The sequence below is a fragment of the Streptomyces vulcanius genome (assembly GCF_042653945.1).
Taxonomy (GTDB): Bacteria; Actinomycetota; Actinomycetes; order Streptomycetales; family Streptomycetaceae; genus Streptomyces; species Streptomyces mangrovi.
In genome coordinates this window covers 83367-100215 of record NZ_JBHSFK010000043.1, presented here as the reverse complement: position 1 = coordinate 100215, position 16849 = coordinate 83367, and the positions used below count along the sequence as shown (strand labels likewise).

20 protein-coding genes and 1 pseudogene are annotated in these 16849 nt (G+C 71.8%); 8 read left to right on the top strand and 13 right to left on the bottom strand.

The features are described from left to right. Nucleotides 1-184 (bottom strand): hypothetical protein (locus ACFPIH_RS44610; RefSeq protein ID WP_385878831.1); only part of this gene is annotated, 184 nt, incomplete at its 3' end. Here ACFPIH_RS44610 and ACFPIH_RS44605 point away from each other — a divergent pair. The 5 genes and pseudogenes from ACFPIH_RS44605 to ACFPIH_RS44585 all read left to right on the top strand — a co-directional run. Beyond that, complete coding sequence (locus tag ACFPIH_RS44605; RefSeq protein ID WP_381176834.1) at nucleotides 183-419, top strand: hypothetical protein; 237 nt, start codon at nucleotides 183-185, stop codon at nucleotides 417-419. The two genes, ACFPIH_RS44610 and ACFPIH_RS44605, sit on opposite strands and share 2 nt — an antisense overlap. Before the next feature lie 59 nt (nucleotides 420-478). Further along, complete coding sequence (locus tag ACFPIH_RS44600; protein ID WP_381176837.1) at nucleotides 479-706, top strand: hypothetical protein; 228 nt, start codon at nucleotides 479-481, stop codon at nucleotides 704-706. A 212-nt stretch (nucleotides 707-918) separates the two neighbouring features. Then, the gene (locus ACFPIH_RS44595; protein ID WP_381176840.1) at nucleotides 919-1383 is read left to right on the top strand and encodes a hypothetical protein; all 465 of its coding nucleotides are present in this window, start codon (nucleotides 919-921) and stop codon (nucleotides 1381-1383) included. Nucleotides 1384-1565: 182 nt separating this feature from the next. Continuing rightward, on the top strand, nucleotides 1566-1898 hold the full coding sequence (locus ACFPIH_RS44590) for a hypothetical protein (protein WP_381176843.1): 333 nt from the start codon (nucleotides 1566-1568) through the stop codon (nucleotides 1896-1898). A 152-nt stretch (nucleotides 1899-2050) separates the two neighbouring features. Beyond that, nucleotides 2051-2206 (top strand): annotated as a pseudogene (locus tag ACFPIH_RS44585) (IS5/IS1182 family transposase); the annotation flags it as partial. A gap of 98 nt (nucleotides 2207-2304) precedes the next feature. On the opposite strand, the gene ACFPIH_RS44580 reads toward ACFPIH_RS44585, so the two are convergent. From ACFPIH_RS44580 to ACFPIH_RS44545, 8 genes are all read right to left on the bottom strand, one after another. After that, on the bottom strand, nucleotides 2305-3555 hold the full coding sequence (locus ACFPIH_RS44580) for an ABC transporter permease (protein ID WP_381176846.1): 1251 nt from the start codon (nucleotides 3553-3555) through the stop codon (nucleotides 2305-2307). Further along, a complete protein-coding gene (locus ACFPIH_RS44575; protein ID WP_381176850.1) occupies nucleotides 3552-4256 on the bottom strand; it encodes an ABC transporter ATP-binding protein in 705 nt (234 codons plus the stop codon). The genes ACFPIH_RS44580 and ACFPIH_RS44575 overlap by 4 nt, the downstream gene beginning before the upstream one ends. Next, entirely contained in the window at nucleotides 4253-5716 is a 1464-nt protein-coding gene (locus ACFPIH_RS44570; RefSeq protein WP_381176853.1) for a peptidoglycan-binding protein, read from the bottom strand. Before ACFPIH_RS44570 ends, ACFPIH_RS44575 begins: the two co-directional genes overlap by 4 nt. Beyond that, nucleotides 5713-6693 carry a hypothetical protein gene (locus tag ACFPIH_RS44565; protein WP_381176857.1) on the bottom strand — a complete coding sequence of 327 codons (981 nt, stop codon included), beginning with the start codon at nucleotides 6691-6693 and terminating at the stop codon, nucleotides 5713-5715. The genes ACFPIH_RS44570 and ACFPIH_RS44565 overlap by 4 nt, the downstream gene beginning before the upstream one ends. A 53-nt stretch (nucleotides 6694-6746) precedes the next feature. After that, entirely contained in the window at nucleotides 6747-7565 is an 819-nt protein-coding gene (locus ACFPIH_RS44560; protein WP_381176860.1) for a hypothetical protein, read from the bottom strand. A 2-nt stretch (nucleotides 7566-7567) separates the two neighbouring features. Beyond that, nucleotides 7568-8149: a SigE family RNA polymerase sigma factor gene (locus ACFPIH_RS44555; protein ID WP_381176863.1), complete on the bottom strand. Its 582-nt coding sequence runs from the start codon at nucleotides 8147-8149 to the stop codon at nucleotides 7568-7570. A gap of 111 nt (nucleotides 8150-8260) precedes the next feature. After that, on the bottom strand, nucleotides 8261-8803 hold the full coding sequence (locus tag ACFPIH_RS44550; protein ID WP_385878826.1) for a hypothetical protein: 543 nt from the start codon (nucleotides 8801-8803) through the stop codon (nucleotides 8261-8263). Beyond that, the gene (locus ACFPIH_RS44545) at nucleotides 8734-9210 is read right to left on the bottom strand and encodes a hypothetical protein (RefSeq protein ID WP_381176869.1); all 477 of its coding nucleotides are present in this window, start codon (nucleotides 9208-9210) and stop codon (nucleotides 8734-8736) included. The genes ACFPIH_RS44550 and ACFPIH_RS44545 overlap by 70 nt, the downstream gene beginning before the upstream one ends. Nucleotides 9211-9252: 42 nt before the next feature. On the opposite strand from ACFPIH_RS44545, the gene ACFPIH_RS44540 reads away from it, so the two are divergent. After that, nucleotides 9253-9465, top strand: coding sequence for a hypothetical protein (locus ACFPIH_RS44540; protein ID WP_381176872.1), 213 nt, complete (start codon nucleotides 9253-9255; stop codon nucleotides 9463-9465). 259 nt (nucleotides 9466-9724) lie between these two features. Here the strand turns inward: ACFPIH_RS44540 and afsK are convergent, their stop codons facing one another. Next, nucleotides 9725-12106, bottom strand: a complete 2382-nt coding sequence (gene afsK, locus ACFPIH_RS44535; RefSeq protein ID WP_381176875.1) for a protein serine/threonine kinase AfsK — start codon at nucleotides 12104-12106, stop codon at nucleotides 9725-9727. 191 nt (nucleotides 12107-12297) lie between these two features. Beyond that, nucleotides 12298-13044 carry an AfsK-binding protein KbpA gene (kbpA, locus tag ACFPIH_RS44530; protein ID WP_381176878.1) on the bottom strand — a complete coding sequence of 249 codons (747 nt, stop codon included), beginning with the start codon at nucleotides 13042-13044 and terminating at the stop codon, nucleotides 12298-12300. Between the two features lie 134 nt (nucleotides 13045-13178). On the opposite strand from kbpA, the gene ACFPIH_RS44525 reads away from it, so the two are divergent. After that, the gene (locus tag ACFPIH_RS44525; protein ID WP_381177299.1) at nucleotides 13179-13814 is read left to right on the top strand and encodes a TetR family transcriptional regulator; all 636 of its coding nucleotides are present in this window, start codon (nucleotides 13179-13181) and stop codon (nucleotides 13812-13814) included. Nucleotides 13815-13860: 46 nt separating this feature from the next. On the opposite strand, the gene ACFPIH_RS44520 is transcribed toward ACFPIH_RS44525, so the two are convergent. Beyond that, complete coding sequence (locus ACFPIH_RS44520; RefSeq protein ID WP_381176881.1) at nucleotides 13861-14364, bottom strand: nitroreductase family deazaflavin-dependent oxidoreductase; 504 nt, start codon at nucleotides 14362-14364, stop codon at nucleotides 13861-13863. Then, nucleotides 14361-15554 carry an acyl-CoA dehydrogenase family protein gene (locus ACFPIH_RS44515; RefSeq protein ID WP_381176884.1) on the bottom strand — a complete coding sequence of 398 codons (1194 nt, stop codon included), beginning with the start codon at nucleotides 15552-15554 and terminating at the stop codon, nucleotides 14361-14363. Before ACFPIH_RS44515 ends, ACFPIH_RS44520 begins: the two co-directional genes overlap by 4 nt. Nucleotides 15555-15645: 91 nt before the next feature. Here ACFPIH_RS44515 and ACFPIH_RS44510 point away from each other — a divergent pair, with 91 nt between their 5' ends. Beyond that, on the top strand, nucleotides 15646-16815 hold the full coding sequence (locus tag ACFPIH_RS44510) for a thiolase C-terminal domain-containing protein (protein ID WP_381177302.1): 1170 nt from the start codon (nucleotides 15646-15648) through the stop codon (nucleotides 16813-16815). Nucleotides 16816-16849: the final 34 nt, after the last annotated feature.

Genomic DNA, 16849 nt, shown 5'->3' with positions numbered 1-16849 from the left:
TCCAGTACGAGAGGGCCGCGGTCCGCTCCGCCGCCGTATAGGTGACCGTACTGATCTGCCCGGTTCCCGTGGCGGCCGACGCGGGTGAGGCCGGGGCCGCCAGGGGGCCGGCCAGGGCCAGCAGAGCGGTGGCGGCGAGACCGGAGACAGTTCGGCGCGCGCCTCGGGACGGGCTGGGCGACATGGGTGTCCTCTCGGATGATCGGGATCGGGCCATCACCGGGAAGGATGCGATTCCGGCGAGTGGGGTGCATCCGCGGTCTGATCTTTCGTGGCCAATTGGGAAAATCTCCTTCTTCCATCAGGTCGTCATTACCGTCCAGGCGGGCGTGGGCAAAACCTGGGCACAGAACGAGGCGATGTCGAAGCAACCATTCCGCGATGATCGCCGTCTGCAGGAAACGGCAGTGGTGTCGTGATCCTCACGGCTTTGCGGTGGCGTCAAACCGCCCGCTGTCCTACCCAATGGGGAGAAAAATTGAAGAACATACGTCGCGTTCTGACTGTTTCCGCTGTAGGCGCCATCGCCGCTTCGTCTCTGGCGCTGGGAGCCGGTTCGGCCTCCGCCGCCACCGCCAGTCCGCGCCTCTTCAGCAGCGCCGTCGCCTGTCAGACCGCGGGCAACACCTGGGCCCAGCAGGGGAAGATCACGGGCTTCCGATGTGCCCAGACCAAGGACAACGCGTGGGCCCTTTACGTCTGGTAGACCCGGCTCGGTAAGGGGAGGGGGTGCGGACGCGCCCCCTCCCCTTCATCAGGAAAAGATCGGACTGGCCTGTCCGTTATGCACAGTCCGCGATAGTGGTCCCCGAATATCGTTGTCCAGATAGATGGAGTGGAATGGCCGTGACACGAATAAACAGCGGGATCGGACGCATTCTGACAGTCGGTGTGGCGGCTGTGGCGTTGGCGTTGTCCATGAGTTCCCCGGCTTCGGCCGCGGCGGCGAACAGGGTCTGCGCCAAGGTGTACGTGCAGGGTTCCGGCTGGACGGCCGAGCAGTGTGCCAACGCCGGACAGTCCGTGTCGGTCGGCGCGGCCGGAGGGGGGCGCGCGATCGAGGCCGTTCAGATGGCGGTCGCCGGGAGCAGTCTCTGTGCCAGGGGCTATCGGCAGGGCAGCGGGTGGGGGGCTGAGAAGTGCGCCGCGTCCGGCACCCGCATCACGCTCGGCTCCGCAGGTTCGGGGCTCCGCCTGGAAGCGGTGATTTTCGGTGTGCAGACAGGGACGATCTGCGGCAACTCCTATGTGCAGAGCGTGGGCTGGAACCCGGTCTGGTACTGCGGGGTCAACGGCGAGACCAACGCGATCGGCACCACCGGGCAGAACAAGCGTATGGAGGCCGTGTCCTTCATGATCTGCCGGTCGGTCGAGAGCTGCTGACCAGCTTTCCGTCGCGGCCCGATTGAACAAAGCCAGGCGGAAGACGTCTGGCCTGCATGAACGGCCGTAACAGCTCCGCCCCGCTCAGGGGCGGAGCCAGGGGCCTGCCGATTAATAACTCCTCGGTTTTCGTGGGCTGTTGGGTCGTAGGATGCGGGGGTTGCCGGAGGGGACGAAAGCTGGTGGATGCCCAGCGCCATCAGGGAGTTGAAGTCCTGGAGGTCCATCGCGATGTTGGCGAGCGCACGACGGATCCGCGCAGTCTTGTCGACCGTGCGAGCCTCCTTGACGACGACTACTCGCCCCTCCGCAAGGTGGCAGATCTCCTCGGAGTCGACGCAGCGAAGGCGGGCGGACTGGTGAGGGCGGGCCGCTTTCCCTGCCGTGTCACGAAGGAGAAGGGAAAGTACGTAGTCCTTCCCGCCGATGTCTTGGTCGCCATGGGGCTCGATGATCCGCTCGTGCGGATCGTCGACCTGCTGGCCGGAGCCGAGTTCGCGAGGCGATGGGACTGAGGGCTGGCCGTCGGCGGGCCGATTGTGGCATCGGAGGGTTGGGCGCGCGAACGTCCCCCCTCCGGGTTGAGGCGCGGCATGGAACGGGTTGGTAGGGCGCACGTGGATGGTCGGTGCACTGCTGATCCGTCGAGCGGCTCCGCGTCGGCGGCAAGGCCTATTCCTCCCGCGCGAACCGCTCCTACCTGCGCAGACGCAACATCAAGGCAGTCATCCCGGAGAAGAAGGACCAGGCCGCCAACCGGAAGAAGAAGGGCAGCCAGGGTGGCCGCCCCACACGCCACGACGCTGACCTCTACAAAGAGCGGACAGCAACAACGGTTCAAGCTTCGGGCCCCGACGAGGAACTGACGCACCAGCAGCAGAAGTCATGCAACTTCTCACGATCAACTACTGGCGCAGGACACTAGGACGGTGCGCGTAGGGCGTCGACCGGTTCCAGGCGGGCCGCACGCAGCGAGGGGTAGAGGCCGGCGAGGAGGCCGACCAGGGCTCCGGCCAGCGGGGCGCCGAGGGAGAGGCGCAGGTCGAGGACAGGGGTCCAGTCCTTGGCGACGGCGACGGACACCACCGTCGCGATGCCCAGGGACGCCCCGATCACCCCGCCCAGCAGGCCGATCGTCGTCGACTCCAGCAGGAACTGCGCGGCCACCTGGCGGCGGGACGCGCCCAGGGCCCGGCGCAGGCCGATCTCGCCGACGCGTTCCATCACCGTCACCAGGGTGACGTTCGCGATGCCGATCGCGCCCACCACCAGGGAGACCAGGCCGAGGACGAGGAAGAGACCGTTGACGTCGTTCTGGACGCCGTCCCGCGCCTTGGACAGATCGGGTGGTGCCACGACCGTCAGCGCGTCCTCGTGGCCGGGCGCCAGCGCGATCGGCGCCTGCCTGGCGACCTGCCGGGCCGCGCCGAGCGCGGTGTTGACCAGGACGCGGGTGACGTCCTCCAGCCCGAGCCGGTCGGCGGCGGTGGTGGGCGGGAGGAGCACGGCGGTGGACAGCTGCCGCTCGCGCTCGATGCCGCCGAGGATGCCGACGACCGTGTACGACTGGCCGTTGAAGAAGACCGCCGGGGCGTCCTCCACCCGGTGGATGCCGAGCAGCCGCGCCGCCTGGTCACCGAGCACCGCCACCTGGTCTCGGCGGGCGATGTCACCGGCGTCGTAGAACCGTCCGACGGTCATCGCGCCGCGTACGGCGGCGGGCAGGTCGGCCGACGCCGCGACGACGGCGAGGGTCTGGGCGGAGGTGCCGCCGGGCACGTTCACGTTGCTGGAGCGCACCTGGACACTGGTGAACGCCGGCGAGTCGGCCAGCGCGGCGGTCGAGTCCACCCCGGCCAGCCGCTGTACCGCGTCGGTGCCCGACCAGTCCACCAGCGGCCCGGTGTCGTCCAGACCGGGCGGCGTCTGCGGCACGGTCACCGTCACCGAGGTCGCCGTCAGCGCGTCGAACCGGCCGACGATCTGGTTGCCCGCCGTGGTGGCCACGCCGATCGTGATGACGAGCGTGGTGATGCCCAGCACGGTGCCGAGCGTGGTCAGCGCGGACCGCACCGGGCGGGCCATCACCCCGGCCAGGGCCTCCGTCCACAGGTCCCGGACGTCCATCCACGGGCGCTCGGCACCCTCGGCATGCCGTGTCGCGCGCTTCATCCGCTCTCCTCGGTGAGCCGGCCGTCGGTGATCCGTACCCGCCGGCCGGCCCGGCGGCTGACCGCCTCGTCGTGGGTGATGACGACCAGCGTGATGCCCTGGGCGCACAGTTCGTCGAAGAGCCCCAGCACGGAGGACGTGTTCTCGCTGTCCAGGTTGCCGGTCGGCTCGTCGCACAGCAGCAGCGCCGGGTCGCCGGCCAACGCCCGTGCGATGGCGGCCCGTTGGCGTTCGCCGCCAGACAGCCGGTCGGGCCGGAACCCCGAGCGGTGACCGAGGCCCACCCGCTCCAGGGCCACCCGGGCCCGGTCGAGCCGGCCGCCGCGTGCCCGGCCGGGGCGGGGCCTGCGGTACGCCTCCGCCAGCATCACGTTCTCGTCCACGGTCCGGTACGGCAGCAGATGGAAGGACTGGAACACGAACCCGATCCGGCTGCCGCGCAGCGCGGTGCGTTCGAGATCGCCGAGCCCGGTGGTCTCCACTCCGTCCAGCCGGTACGAGCCCGACGACGGCCGGTCCAGCAGGCCGAGGGTGTTGAGGAGCGTCGACTTGCCGGAGCCGGACGGCCCGACGATCGACAGATGCTCGCCGCGCCGTACGGTCAGACACACCTCGCGCAGGGCGTGCACGGGCGGTTCGGAGTCGAAGGTCCGCCGTACGTCGGTGATTTCGATGACGGGGGCGGCGCTCGTGGGGGTCACCGGCCGATCACCACCCGGTCGCCCTCCTTCAGCGTCCCCCCGGGCGCCTTCACCTCGACGAGACCGGCCGCCGCGAGCCCCACGGTCACGGAGACGTCGCGCACCCCGCCGTTCCGCTCGACCTGCACCCGGGCCTCCCCGTCGGACGAGGTGTGGATCGCGGCGATCGGCACCGCGAGCACCTTGCCGTCGGAGGCGCCGACCTCGATGGTCACCCTCACGGCGGCGTCGGCCTGCCCGGCCAGCGGCCCGGGCTCGGGGACGGCGATCCGCAGCTGGACCGGACCCGAGCCGCCACCGGTGCCGGCCGGGTCGGCTGTGTCGGCCGTATCGCCCGAGTCATCCGTCTCGCCGGTGTCCGATGTGTCCGTGGCGGCGGACTCGTCCCCCGTCGACCCGGTGGCCGGCGCCGCGTCGGAGCCGATCGCGTCCACCTCGCCCCTTACCTTCTCGCCGTCCGCCGTCGTCACCGCGACGGACATGCCGCGCCGCAGGAGTTCGGCGTCCGAACCCGGTACGGTCGCCTCCACTATCAGGTCGGAGCTGGTCACCGTACCGATCGGCCCCGACGGGGCGTCGCCCGCCTTGACGGTCACCTTGTCCAGCCGCGCGGGCAGCTTGGGGAAGAAGACGACCTCACCGGCCGGGACCTTGGTGCCGTAGGTGGCCTGGAAGGTGCTGAGGGCAGCGTTCGCCATGGTCAGGGACCTGCGCGCGGAAGCGAGCTGGAGCGCGTGGACCTGCTGGTCGGTCGCGGACGGCCCGCTGGACGGGCTCGTGCTCTCCTGCGGGCTCCCTTCCGTGCCGGTCTGCGGGTTCTGTGTCGTCAGGAGGGTCTCCTGCGCGCTGGACACCGCCTGCTGGAGCTGGCCGAGCTGCTGCTGGTCCTCCGCGCCGGGCTGCTGGGCCTCGAAGCCCTTGGCGCGGTACCAGGCGGTGACCGCCGCCGCCGTGCCCTGGCCGAAGGTGCCGCTGATCGCCCCGGGCTCGAACCCGAGCCGCCGCAGGGCCCGTTGGAGCTGCTTGACGTCGTCGCCGGAGGCGCCGGGGCCCATCGGGCGGTACATCGGGACAGATCCGCTCAGGGCCAGCACCGGGCGGCCGTTGACCGTCATCAGTACGTCGCCCTCCTTGACCTTGGTACCGGCCGCCGGCGCCTTGGTGACCCGCTGCTCGGCGCCCTCGCCGGCCGCGTCCGCGATCGCGCCGGCGCCGACGGAGCCGGCCAGCGAGAGGGGGCGGGGCGAGGCGAACGACACCGTTCCGGTCGCCACCACGGTCGCGGTGAGCGAACGCCGCCCCACCTCCACGGTCACCGGTCCGGCCTTCGGCGCGCGGCGCGCGGCGGCGGCGTCGGCGGGCGAGTGCACCTGGGTACCGGCGACCCAGCCCCCGGCGCCGACCATGACCACGGCCCCGACCAGGGCGCCGAGCTTCCTGCGGCTGCCCAGACGGCTCATACTCCGGCTCCCCAGTACGGGTGGGCCTTCTCCTTGGGGAAGTACGCAGCGCGGAACTTCTTGCCGCACTCCAGGTCCTTCAGCGCGATGTCGATGTCCGCGGTGAGCAGCGGCACCGCCTGCTCCTTGGTCAGGTCGCCGGAGTTCTCCGGCAGCTTGTTGCTGAGGTCAATCCGCACCACGGTGGCCATGCCGGTCGGCTGGGTGGTGGAGGGCTCGATGCCCTCCCGCTTCAGACAGGCGGCGTAGTCCTGGGCGAGCTGGACCAGCTCGGGATCGCCGTTGAGGGCCAGGCCGTTCTGCCGGTTCTCCTCGTTCTTGGCGTTCTGCTTCTTCTTCTCCTGCTCGGCGCTGGCCGGAGCGCCGTACGCCGCGGTCGTGCCCTCGAGGCTGCAGCCGGCGTCCCTCTCCTCCGCCTTGGTCTTGGCCGGGGGGCCGTACAGTGCCGCGTCGTAGGCCTTGAGCTGCGCGGGGGTCATCCCCTTCTGGTCGTCGTCCAGGGGGGTGGTGGACTTGCCGCCGACCTTGCCGCCCGCGTTGCTGAAGGGGGCGTTCGGGTCGTCAGGGTAGGCGGCGGCGGCGTAGGTGCCGAAGCCCCACTTCTGGCGGAACTTCTTCGCCAGCGCGTAGTCCGCGCCGTCCCCGTCGTGGTTGGGGTTGACCACGCCGGCCGCCGCGACGTGCGGTGTGTAGCTGAAGCCCTGCTTCCTCATACAGGCCGCGATGGCGTTCTCCTGGATGTACTGCTTCTTGGTGTCGGCGTCCACGCCCTCCGGGATGTTGAGCTGCACGGCGCCGTCGACCGTCTTGGTGCCGGCGTCGCCGGTGGAACCGGCGGCGGTCTTGCCGTCCCCGGAGCCGTCTGCGGAGCTGTCTCCGCCGCCGCAGGCGGCCAGCAGGGGGAGCAGTCCGGCCACGCAGACAGCGATCAGGGAATCGCGCAAGGCGTTCTTGGGCAGCGTTATGGGCATGGGCATGCCACATCTCCGTTCGTGTGAAGGGTAGGTCACTTGCTCGGTCGGTTTTTCGGTTATGGGGTCACGGCGTCGAAGAGCCGCGGTTCGGTGGCCAGTTGGTACAGCAGGGGATGGATCGACGTCGCGTAGTCCGAGGCGTTGGCGGGGTTCCCGTCGGCCTGGCCCGCAATCACCTGCACGGTCCAGCCCCCGGAGGTCACGTTGGAGACCCCCACGGCGTACGGAGCGTCCTCGTGGTTGCCGGGTCCGGGCAGCTCCTCCTGCGGAACGTAGAACTCCACCAGACTGTCGCCCGTCTTCCACTGGACGAGATGGCACTTGATCGGCCGGCCGCCCCACGGGGTGGTGAACACCCGGCCGTCCTCGCCCCGGCAGTTCGCCTGGTCGTCCGTGGGCGGCGGTCCGCCGCCCACGGACCGGGCGACCGAGACATAGAGATGGGTCTCCGCGCCGGACGCGTCGCGCAGCCGGTAGTACGGCCGCGACCGGTCCGCCGGCCGCGTACCCGCCGCGTCGACCGTGCCGGCCTCCGCCGGTACGACCGTCCGCAGCAGCGCCAGCGACGGATACCAGACCGACGGCCGCACGGCCGGCACGGAGGACCGGGTCTGCGGCGGCGGCAGGAGCGCCGCGTACCCGCCGGCCGCGACGGCGACCACTGCCGCCGCCACGCCCAGCGCCACCCCGGCCCGGCGCCGACGGCGGATCCGCCGGCCCCGCGAGACCGCGCCCGGCAGCAGATCCGGCATCGGCGGTTCATCCGCCCCCGGGCTCAGCCCGCCCAGCGCATCGACCAGGGCGAACTCGTACGCGTCACCGCCCCCGCCGCCACCTCCGGTTCTGCCTCCGCCCGCACCGTGCTCCCCAGCCATGCTCACCACCCCGCCGTCAGATAGTCGGTTCCCGTGTCCTTGCCCGTGCCGTCCCCGCCGCCGCTCCAGGACGACGGCGCGAGCGGTGTGTCGCCCAGGATCCGGCGCAGCGCGTCCAGACCCCGGGAGGTCTGGCTCTTCACCGTGCCGACACTGCATCCCAGGGCCGCCGCGGTCGCCTCCACGCTCTGGTCCTCCCAGAACCGGAGCACCAGCACCGCCCGGCTGCGCGCGGGCACCTGCCGCAGCGCGGCCAGCAGCGTCACCCGCAGCTCCGGGTCGTGCGCCGGGGCCGTCGCGTCGTACTCGTACGCCCTCGGGCGCTCCCACCAGCGGCGCCGGCGGGTCTCGTCCACGAACGTCCGGTACAGCACCTTGCGGGCGTAGCCGTCGGGCGCGTCCTTCCGCACCCGGCGCCACACGGCGTACAGCTTCGCCAGCGCCGTCTGCGTCAGGTCCTCGGCCAAGTGCCAGTCACCGCACAGCAGATACGCCGTGCGGCGCAGATGCGCCTGGCGGCTGCGCGCGAACTCGTCGAAGTCGCGCTCGACTTCGACTGCGGTGCGCGGTGAGTAGTACTCCATGCCGTTCTTACGGGGCGGGGTGCGGGGGAGGTTGTCACCGATCCGAAAAAGGATGCGAAAAAATTGTGAGCGACCTTTGACCCGTCCTTCGCCCCGTCCTTCGAGCCGGGCTCAGGTCCCGTGTCCGCTGGTGGCCAGCTCCCAGATCTGGGCGGCGGTCAGCTCCGTCTCCTTGTCCTGCGGAGGGTCGTTCGGCAACTGGGCGGGCAGGGTCGTGTTCTTCTTCTTGCCGGGCCGGTCGGCGAAGCGTACGACCGTCAGGGCGAGCCGGGAGTCCAGTCCGGTGGACCACATGGTCCGGCGGGTGATCCCGCCGCCCGCCCCGGCCGTGAGGAAGGTCGGCGCGGAGTCCGCGCCGGCGGAGGACCGGTCGACCGCCCCGCTGAGCACTTTCTCCCGCACCCCGTACGCGTGCTTCTCCTCCAGCACGCGCCGGGTGTCGGCGTGCGCGGTGTAGACCGTCCGGCCGTCCCTGGTGATCTTCGCGACGGTGTACGGCGTCGCGTACACACCGTCCGCCGCCGGCGTCGCGTACGCGGAGGCCGGCTTCAGCGGCGTGGGGGCCGCGGTCCCACGCAGTCCGTTCAGCGGGTCGCCCAGCGGCAGCCTGCTGAAGGGATCCAGTGCCGTGCCCGCCTCCACCGCCCCGTCCACCGCGTCGTTGCACGGCTGCCGGGCGTCGTAGTCCGAGCCGCCCCGTACAGCAGCCGCAGCGCTCCGTCGCCGGGCTCGATCGCCACGACGGCGGTGTGCAGCCGGGTGCCCTTGCGGCCCTTGAGGTCCTTCAGCCGTTCGGTGGTGCTGTCCTGGAGCGCCAGATCGAAGGTGGTCCGCACGGTGTAGCCGCCGCGCGCCAGTTCGTCCTCGGGGATGCCGAGCCGGTCGGCGGCCTCCTTCGCGGCCACGTCGATCATGTACTGCCGCTGGCCCTCGGTCGTGCCCGGCGGATAGAACCGGAACGCCGGGAAGCGGGCCTCGGCGCGCTGCCGTGCCGTGATAGCGCCGCTCTCCGCCATCGCGTCGAGCACCCACGCCCAGCGGTCGCGCAGTGTCTCGGTCACCTTCGCCTCGGCAAGCGACCCGCGCTCACGGGTCCGTTCACGGTGTCCGAGCCGCTCTACGCCAAGAGCCTGAAGGTCGCCGACCCGACCGTGAGGACCGGCCGGATCTCGGAGATCGGCTACCCGGTCGAGCTGCGCGACGCCCGCGACGAGCCGGTCTACCTCGGCGCCCTCCTCTCCCTGATGGACGCCGGGAAGGGCGTCGACCACGACATCAGCGGCGGCGTGATCTCCCGGTCGGCGCCCTCACCGTGACCACGGCACAACGGCTCGCCGCGATCGCCGGGCACGACCCCGCCCTCCCGTAATCCCTACCAAGATCGACGAGTTATTGATCGGCAGGCCCCTCAGGGCCCCGGCGTGTGCCTCGGATGTCTGGTTGATCACGTGATGCCGTAGACGGCGAGGACGCGGTGGCGTTCGGTGTGGGCTTCCGGTGGCGGTGTTGACGTACCCGGCGAGCTTGAGCGCGCCGCGGATCAGCGACGGCCGTCCCCGGCAACCCGCACCGGGATCAAGCCGTACGTGCCGTTCCCGTGCCCTTCTCCGCGTCCAGGGCGTACACGCAGCGGTCCTTGCTGCAGGCGTAGACCACGCCGTCGCGGACCACCGGGGAGCCGGTGATCTCGCCGCCCGTGGCCAGTTTCCAGCGCAGCCGGCCGTCGTCGGCCTTGAGGGTGTAGAGGAGGCGGTCGGTGGAGCCGAAGTGGATACGGCCCTCGGCGACCGCCGGGGAGCCCACGATGTCGCCGCCCGCCTGGAAGCGCCACTTGGGGGTGCCGGTGACCGCGTCCAGGGTGTAGAGGCCCTTGCCGCTGCCCACGTGGACGTGGCCGGCCGCCACCAGGACGGGGTCGACGGAGGACCGGGCCTCCGTCGCGATACGCCAGCGGTCGCGGCCGTCGGCGGCGTCGAGGGCGTAGACCGTGCCGAGGTAGTCGGCGAGGTAGACACCGCCGCCGGTGACCGCGGGGCCGGGGACGAAGGCCGGCGGGGACAGGAACACCGCGGGGGCCTCGAAGTGCCAGCGCACCCTGCCGCTCGTCACGTCCACGCCGAGCACGCGCGTCCCCGCGGAGAGGTACACATGGCCGTCGGGGGCGGGTGTGACCCGGACCGGGACGCCGCCGCAGGAGGCCGCGTCGCCGATGGGGTACGACCAGCGCTCGTCACCCGTTCGGGCGTCCAGGGCTCTGAGCCGGGCGTCCTGCCAGACGAAGACCGTGCCCTCGTGGAGGGTGGGGCCGGCCTCGGGGGACTCGAAGTCGGTCTGGCAGCCGCTGATCTCCCAGAGTTTCTGGCCGTTGGACGCCTCCCAGGCCTGTACGCCGCCGCCCCGGGTGCCGGTGACGACGGTCCCGCGGTCGGCCTTGAGGGAGTACACCCAGGCGTCGGTCTGAAGGCGCCAGAGGTCGGCGCCCTCCCTGGCCTCCAGGGCGAACAGGGTCGGGCCGTCGGAGGCGTGCACACGGCCGTCCGCGACCGCCATCGACCAGGCCACGTCCCGCGTCTTGAAACGGCGCCGGCCGGTCGCCACGTCGAGGGCGTGCACCTCGAAGGAGGTGACGTAGACGAGGTCGCCGGCGACGGCCGGGGTGCCCCAGACGTCGTTGGACATGCGGAAGCGCCAGGGCCGCCAGCCCGGCGGGGTCTCCGGGGGCGCGCTCTGCGGGGCGGCGGTGGCGGCGAGGCCGTTGCCCATCCCGTCGGCGCCGTTGAGGCCGGGGCGGACCCGGGTCCAGGAGGCGACCAGGCCGGGCTCGGGCATCGGTGCCTTGATGGCGGCCGTGGCGCGTACGTCGGCGACGCGTGGGCCGGGCCCGATCGGCACGGCGCCGCCGGCCAGCCGGACCGGCCCGGTGTCGGGGGCGCCCACGGCGACGGGCACGATCGGGTCGCGGGAGGGCGGAGGCGGGATCGGCGCAGGACCCGGGGCCGGTACGGCACCCCGGCCGCCGCCGAGGCTGCGCGGGCTCGCGGGCGCCGGTTTGGGGGCGGGACGGCCGCCCCGGCGGGTCTCGATCATCGTGACCGCCTTCTCGGGCAGCCACGCCGACGCCGTACCGCTGTCGTCCGAGCCGGAACCGAACAGATGAGGCGCGAGCTGGGCCTGGAGGTCGGCCGGGTTGGGGCGGCCGGTGGCCTCCATCTGCATACAGGACTCGATGAGCGGGCGCAGCTCCTCCGGGAGTCCTTCCAGGTCCGGGCCCTCGCGGAGCAGCATGAAGACCGTCTCGACCGGGTTCGCGCCGTGGAAGGGCGGATGCCCGGTGGCGGCGAAGACGAGCATCGAGCCGAGCGAGAAGACATCGCTGGCGCCCGTGACGCTGCGGGAGTCCTTGGCCTGTTCGGGGGACATGTAGGCCGGCGTACCGACAGCGACGTTCGTCATAGTCAAACGCGTGTTCGAAACACCGGAGGCAATACCGAAGTCGATCACCCGGGGCCCGTCCTCGACGACGAGCACGTTCGACGGCTTGAGGTCGCGGTGGACGAGCCCGGCGCCGTGGATCGACTGGAGCGCCTCCGCGACGCCCGCCGCCAGCCAGCGCACCGCCTGGGCCGGCAGCGGCCCGCAGTCGTTCACTATCTCCTCGAGGGAGGGCGCGGGGACGTAGGCCGTGGCCAGCCAGGGCACGGCGGCGCGCGGGTCGGCGTCGACCACGGCGGCCGTGTAGAAGCCGGAGACCGCCCGGGCCGCCTCCACCTCGCGGGTGAAGCGCACACGGAAGAGCTGGTCCTCGGCGAGCTCGGTGCGGACCGTCTTGATCGCCACGCGCCGTCCCGACGCGGAGCGCGCCAGATAGACCAGCCCCATGCCGCCGGCCCCCAGCCGTCCCAGCACCTCGAACGGCCCGATCCGCCGCGGATCGTGCTGCGTCAGCTGATCCACCACTTGCCTGCCACCTCCCCGTACGGGCCACGTCACCCATCTATGTGTACGCGACCGAAGTGCAGCGTCTCACCACCGCACCGCCGTGGCGGCACGCACCCCGATTCTTCCTGGCCGGGCGGCTCGTTGCGAACCCGGCGGCAATCAGGGTGTCTCATTTCATATAGGACGAAACGGGGCGCCGAGTGGCTCCTTCAGCGCTGGAGCAGCGCGAAGGACGCCCCTTGATTGTCTGTGACGACCGCCACGATTCCGTACGAAGCCGTGAACGGACCCGCCTGGACCCGCCCCCCGAGCCGGCTCACCGCACCGAGGACGGCCTCGCAGTCCTCGACACCGAAATGGACCAGGAAGTGCGGCGGCATGACGTCCGCGAAGACGTCCCCGACGGGCGACCGGCCGAAGTCGGGCTCCGCGCCGGGCCCGAACAGCGCCTCGTGGAAGAGATGGCCGTAGAAGGTGTTGGCGGCCTCGGTGTCCCTGGCGTACAGCTGCGCCCAGGCGAAGCTGCCCGGGGTGTGCCGGATCCCGAAACCGGGGTGGCTGCCCGCCTGCCAGAGCCCGAAGACGGCCCCCTCGGGGTCGGCGGCGAGAACGGCCTTCCCCAGCCCGTCCAGGGGCAGCGGGCCCATCACCACCTGCCCGCCGGCCGCCCGGATCCGGCCCACGGTGGCCTCGGCGTCCGGCGTGGAGAACGAGACCGTCCAGACAGTGGGCATCCGCCCGTCCGTCTTCTGGGCCAGCGCGCCGACGACCGCCTCGTCCTGCCGCGCCCACACGGATCCGCCGTACACCTCTTCGAAGCTCCACCCGAAGAGCTCACCGTAGAACCGTTCGCCCGCGTGCACATCCGGAAGCTGCGCGTCCACCCAGCAGGGGACGCCCTCGGGGAATCCCTTCGGGTGTCCCTCCGTGTGCACTGATGCCCTGTTTTCGGCCATACAGCCAAACTAACGGCGGTTCACGCGGGCCGCAGACCAGGCACACCCTCCCGCGCAGCCCCGCGCACCCCATTTGCAGTCGGCCGAATAGCGCTCCGATCACCCCTCGGTAAGCTGACGTCATGACAGGACAAGTGCGTACCGTCGACGGCCGCGTGGCCGGTCGGCGCGGGCAGGCGACGCGGCAGAAGCTGCTCGACTGCCTCAGCGAGATGCTCAGCTCTTCTCCGTACCGCGACGTCAAGGTCATCGACGTCGCCCGCAAGGCGGGTACTTCGCCGGCGACCTTCTACCAGTACTTCCCGGACGTCGAGGGCGCCGTCCTGGAGATCGCCGAGCAAATGGCCGCCGAGGGCGCCGGGTTGACCGAGGTGCTGACCGGCCGGTCCTGGGTGGGCAAGGCGGGCTGGCAGACGGCGCAGGAACTCGTCGACGGATTCCTGGAGTTCTGGAAGAAGAACGACGCGATCCTGCGGGTCGTCGACCTCGGCGCGGCCGAAGGCGACAAACGTTTCTACAAACTCCGGATGAAGATCCTCAACTCCGTGAACAACTCCCTGGTGGACGCCGTCACCGAGTTGCAGTCCAAGGGCAGGGTCGACCAGGACGTGAACCCGGCGGCGGTCGCCGGTTCGCTCGTCGCGATGCTCGCGGCGGTCGCCTCGCACCAGAAGGGCTTCCAGACGTGGGGCGTCAAGCAGGCTGAACTCAAGCCGAACCTGGCGCTGTTGGTGCACCTGGGCGTTACCGGCAAGAAGCCGACGAAGTAGTCGCACCGACGATGCGGTCACCAAGTCCTGTCTGGCGGGCGGTGGTTCACTGGGGTGGACCACCGCCCGTGCCGTTCCGGTCTCCCGGCGTCAGCCGGAACACCCGGATCTCCCGCTCCACCCGCGCCTGATAGGTCGCGTACGGCGGCCAGAACGCCAGCAGTTCCTTCCATACGGCGGCCCGCTCCTCCCCCTCCAGCAGCCGCGCCGTCACCCGGATGTCGGAGCCCCTCCAGCTGATCTCGGCGTCGGGACGGGCGAGCAGGTTGGCGGTCCAGGCGGGATGCCCGGTGCGCCCGAAGTTGGACCCGACGAGGATCCAGCCCCCGTGGCCCTCGTCCGGCATGCAGGCCAGCGGAGTCCGCCGCGGCTGCCCGCTCCGCGCCCCCGTCGAGGTGAGGATCACCCCCGGCAGCAGCTGTGCGCTGAGCAGCACCTTTCCCCGGGAGAGCCGGTGGACGGCCCGGTCGAGCGCCGGAACGAGATGCGGGGCGACCTTCGCGAAGGCCCGCGTCGACGACACCTTCTGTACGAGCCGCAGCCCGATCACACCGCCACCTCCGTCCGCTCGAACAGCCCGGCCGCGTCGGCCGCGTGGGCGCGCAGCCGGTGCACGGGCCCGAACAGCAGTTCGTCGCCGGCGGCCCGCTTGAAGTACAGATGCGCCTCGTGCTCCCAGGTGAAGCCGATCCCGCCGTGCAGCTGGATGCCCTCGGCGGCGGCGCGGCGCAACGCCTCCAGCGCCTGCGCGAGGGCGAGGCCGCCGACGCGTTCGCCCTGCCCGCTCGCCGCCCACGCGGCGTAGTACGCGGCGGACCGGGCCGCCTGGACCTGGACGTACACGTCCGCCAGCCGGTGCTGCACCGCCTGGAAGGACCCGACCACCCGCCCGAACTGCTCCCGCTGCCCCAGGTACTCGACGGTCCGCTCCAGCGCCCGCCCCGCCGCCCCGACCGCCTCACAGGCGAGGAAGGCCGCGGCGAAGTCCCCGGCACGAGCCAGCGCCGGCGAGACATCCGTGCCCTCTTCACCGAGCAACTCGACCTCCACCTCCCGCAGTTGGATCCTGCCCTGCGGCCGGGTGGCGTCAAGCGCGGTCTGCCGCGTCCGTACGACCCCGGGGGCGTCCCCCGCCACCAGAAACAACAGAGTCCGAGAGCGCGCGAACCCCCCGGCGTGCGCGGCGACGACGAGCAACCCGGCACTGTGCCCGTCGAGCACCTGGACGACCTCTCCGTAGAGCCGCCAGCCGCCCCCGTCGCCCGCACGGCGCGCCTGCACTCCCCCCGCCCGCCCCCCGCCCGCCCAGTCGCCGTCGCCCGGGCCGGTGAGGGTGAGGGCGGTGGCGAGGGCGGGGCCGGGGACGGCGAGGGCGGCGGTCAGGGTGCCGTCGGTGATCCGGGGCAGCAGCCGGGCGCGCTGGGCGTCGGTGCCGAGCGCGAGGATCAGCGGCGCGGCGAGGACGGAGGTGGCGAGGAGCGGGGTCGGGGCGAGCACCCGGCCGGTCTCCTCGGCGGCGAGGGCGAGATCGCTGGGCGGACAGCCGACGCCGCCGTGGCCCGCCGGAAGGGCGAGCCCGGGCAGCCCGAGCTGTTCGGCGAGGGCGGCCCACAGGGCGGGGTCGTGTCCGGCGGGGGTGGCGAGGGCGGTCCGCAGCTCCTCGGGGCCGCAGCGCCTGCGGAGCAGTTCTCGCAGGGTGCGGCGGATCTCGTCCTGCTCGGCGGTGAAGCTGGGGTCCATGGCACTTCCCTCCGGATCTGACGGTCCGTCATATTAGGAGCACCAGACCGAGATGCACAGAGGGAGGTGGCCTCTCATGACTGCGGGGACCATGACCGCGGGGAGCCGGAAGGTGGCCGTGGTGGGCGTCGCGCTCTCCGACTGCGGCCGAGTGGACGACGCGACCCCCTACGCCCTGCACGCCCAGGCGGCCCGCCGCGCGCTGGCGGACGCGGGGCTGGCCCGGGAGGTGGTGGACGGCTTCGCCTCCGCCGGCCTGGGCACCCTGGCCCCCGTCGAGGTGGCGGACTACCTGGGCCTGCGCCCCACCTGGGTCGACTCCACCTCCGTGGGCGGCGCGACCTGGGAGGTGATGGCGGCGCACGCGGCCGACGCGATAGCCGCCGGCCACGCGAACGCCGTCCTCCTGGTCTACGGTTCCACGCCCCGCGCCGACATCCGGGCGGGCCGCCGCAGCGGCACCTTCGCGTTCGGCGGCCGGGGCCCGCTCCAGTTCGAGGTGCCGTACGGCCACACGCTCATCGCGAAGTACGCGATGGCCGCCCGCCGTCACATGCTCGAACACGGCACGACGATCGAGCAGTTGGCGGAGGTCGCGGTGCAGGCGAGGGCGAACGCGGCGCTGAACCCGGAGGCGATGTTCCGCGACCCGGTGACGGTGGACGACGTGCTGTCCGGCCCGATGATCGCCGACCCGTTCACCAAACTCCACTGCTGCCTCCGCTCGGACGGCGGCGCGGCGGTCCTGCTGGCGGCGGAGGAGTACGTACGGGACTGCCGTACCGCCCCGGTGTGGGTCCTGGGCACCGGCGAGCACGTCTCGCACGCGAGCATGTCGGAGTGGGAGGACTTCACCGTGTCGCCGGCGGCGGTGAGCGGCCGCCTGGCGTTCGCACGCGCCGGACTGCGTCCGCAGGAGATGGACTTCGCGCAGATCTACGACGCCTTCACTTACATGACGCTCGTGACGCTCGAGGACCTGGGCTTCTGCGAGAAGGGCGAGGGCGGGGCGTTCGTGGAGAAGGGCCGGCTGACGCTGACCGGAGCCCTCCCGGTGAACACCGACGGAGGCGGGCTCTCGGCCCAACACCCCGGAATGCGGGGGCTGTTCCTGCTGGTGGAGGCGGTACGACAGCTGCGGGGGGAGTGCGGGGAGCGACAAGTACGGGTCCGGGACGGCGAGTTGCCCCGCCTGGGGGTCGCGTCCGGCACCGGGGGATGGTTCTGCTCGTCGGGGACGGTGGTCCTGGGGCGGGATTGAATACGGGGTGGGCGGCAACCTTTCGGGCTTCGGC

Bases quoted from the DNA above. Each gene is read 5' to 3' on its own strand.
- ACFPIH_RS44605 (WP_381176834.1), top strand. From the start codon at position 183: ATGGGTGTCCTCTCGGATGATCGGGATCGGGCCATCACCGGGAAGGAT.
- ACFPIH_RS44595 (WP_381176840.1), top strand. From the start codon at position 919: ATGAGTTCCCCGGCTTCGGCCGCGGCGGCGAACAGGGTCTGCGCCAAG.
- ACFPIH_RS44580 (WP_381176846.1), bottom strand. From the start codon at position 3,555: ATGAAGCGCGCGACACGGCATGCCGAGGGTGCCGAGCGCCCGTGGATG.
- ACFPIH_RS44570 (WP_381176853.1), bottom strand. From the start codon at position 5,716: ATGAGCCGTCTGGGCAGCCGCAGGAAGCTCGGCGCCCTGGTCGGGGCC.
- ACFPIH_RS44565 (WP_381176857.1), bottom strand. From the start codon at position 6,693: ATGCCCATGCCCATAACGCTGCCCAAGAACGCCTTGCGCGATTCCCTG.
- ACFPIH_RS44560 (WP_381176860.1), bottom strand. From the start codon at position 7,565: ATGGCTGGGGAGCACGGTGCGGGCGGAGGCAGAACCGGAGGTGGCGGC.
- ACFPIH_RS44555 (WP_381176863.1), bottom strand. From the start codon at position 8,149: ATGGAGTACTACTCACCGCGCACCGCAGTCGAAGTCGAGCGCGACTTC.
- kbpA (WP_381176878.1), bottom strand. From the start codon at position 13,044: ATGGCCGAAAACAGGGCATCAGTGCACACGGAGGGACACCCGAAGGGA.
- ACFPIH_RS44515 (WP_381176884.1), bottom strand. From the start codon at position 15,554: ATGGACCCCAGCTTCACCGCCGAGCAGGACGAGATCCGCCGCACCCTG.
- ACFPIH_RS44510 (WP_381177302.1), top strand. From the start codon at position 15,646: ATGACCGCGGGGAGCCGGAAGGTGGCCGTGGTGGGCGTCGCGCTCTCC.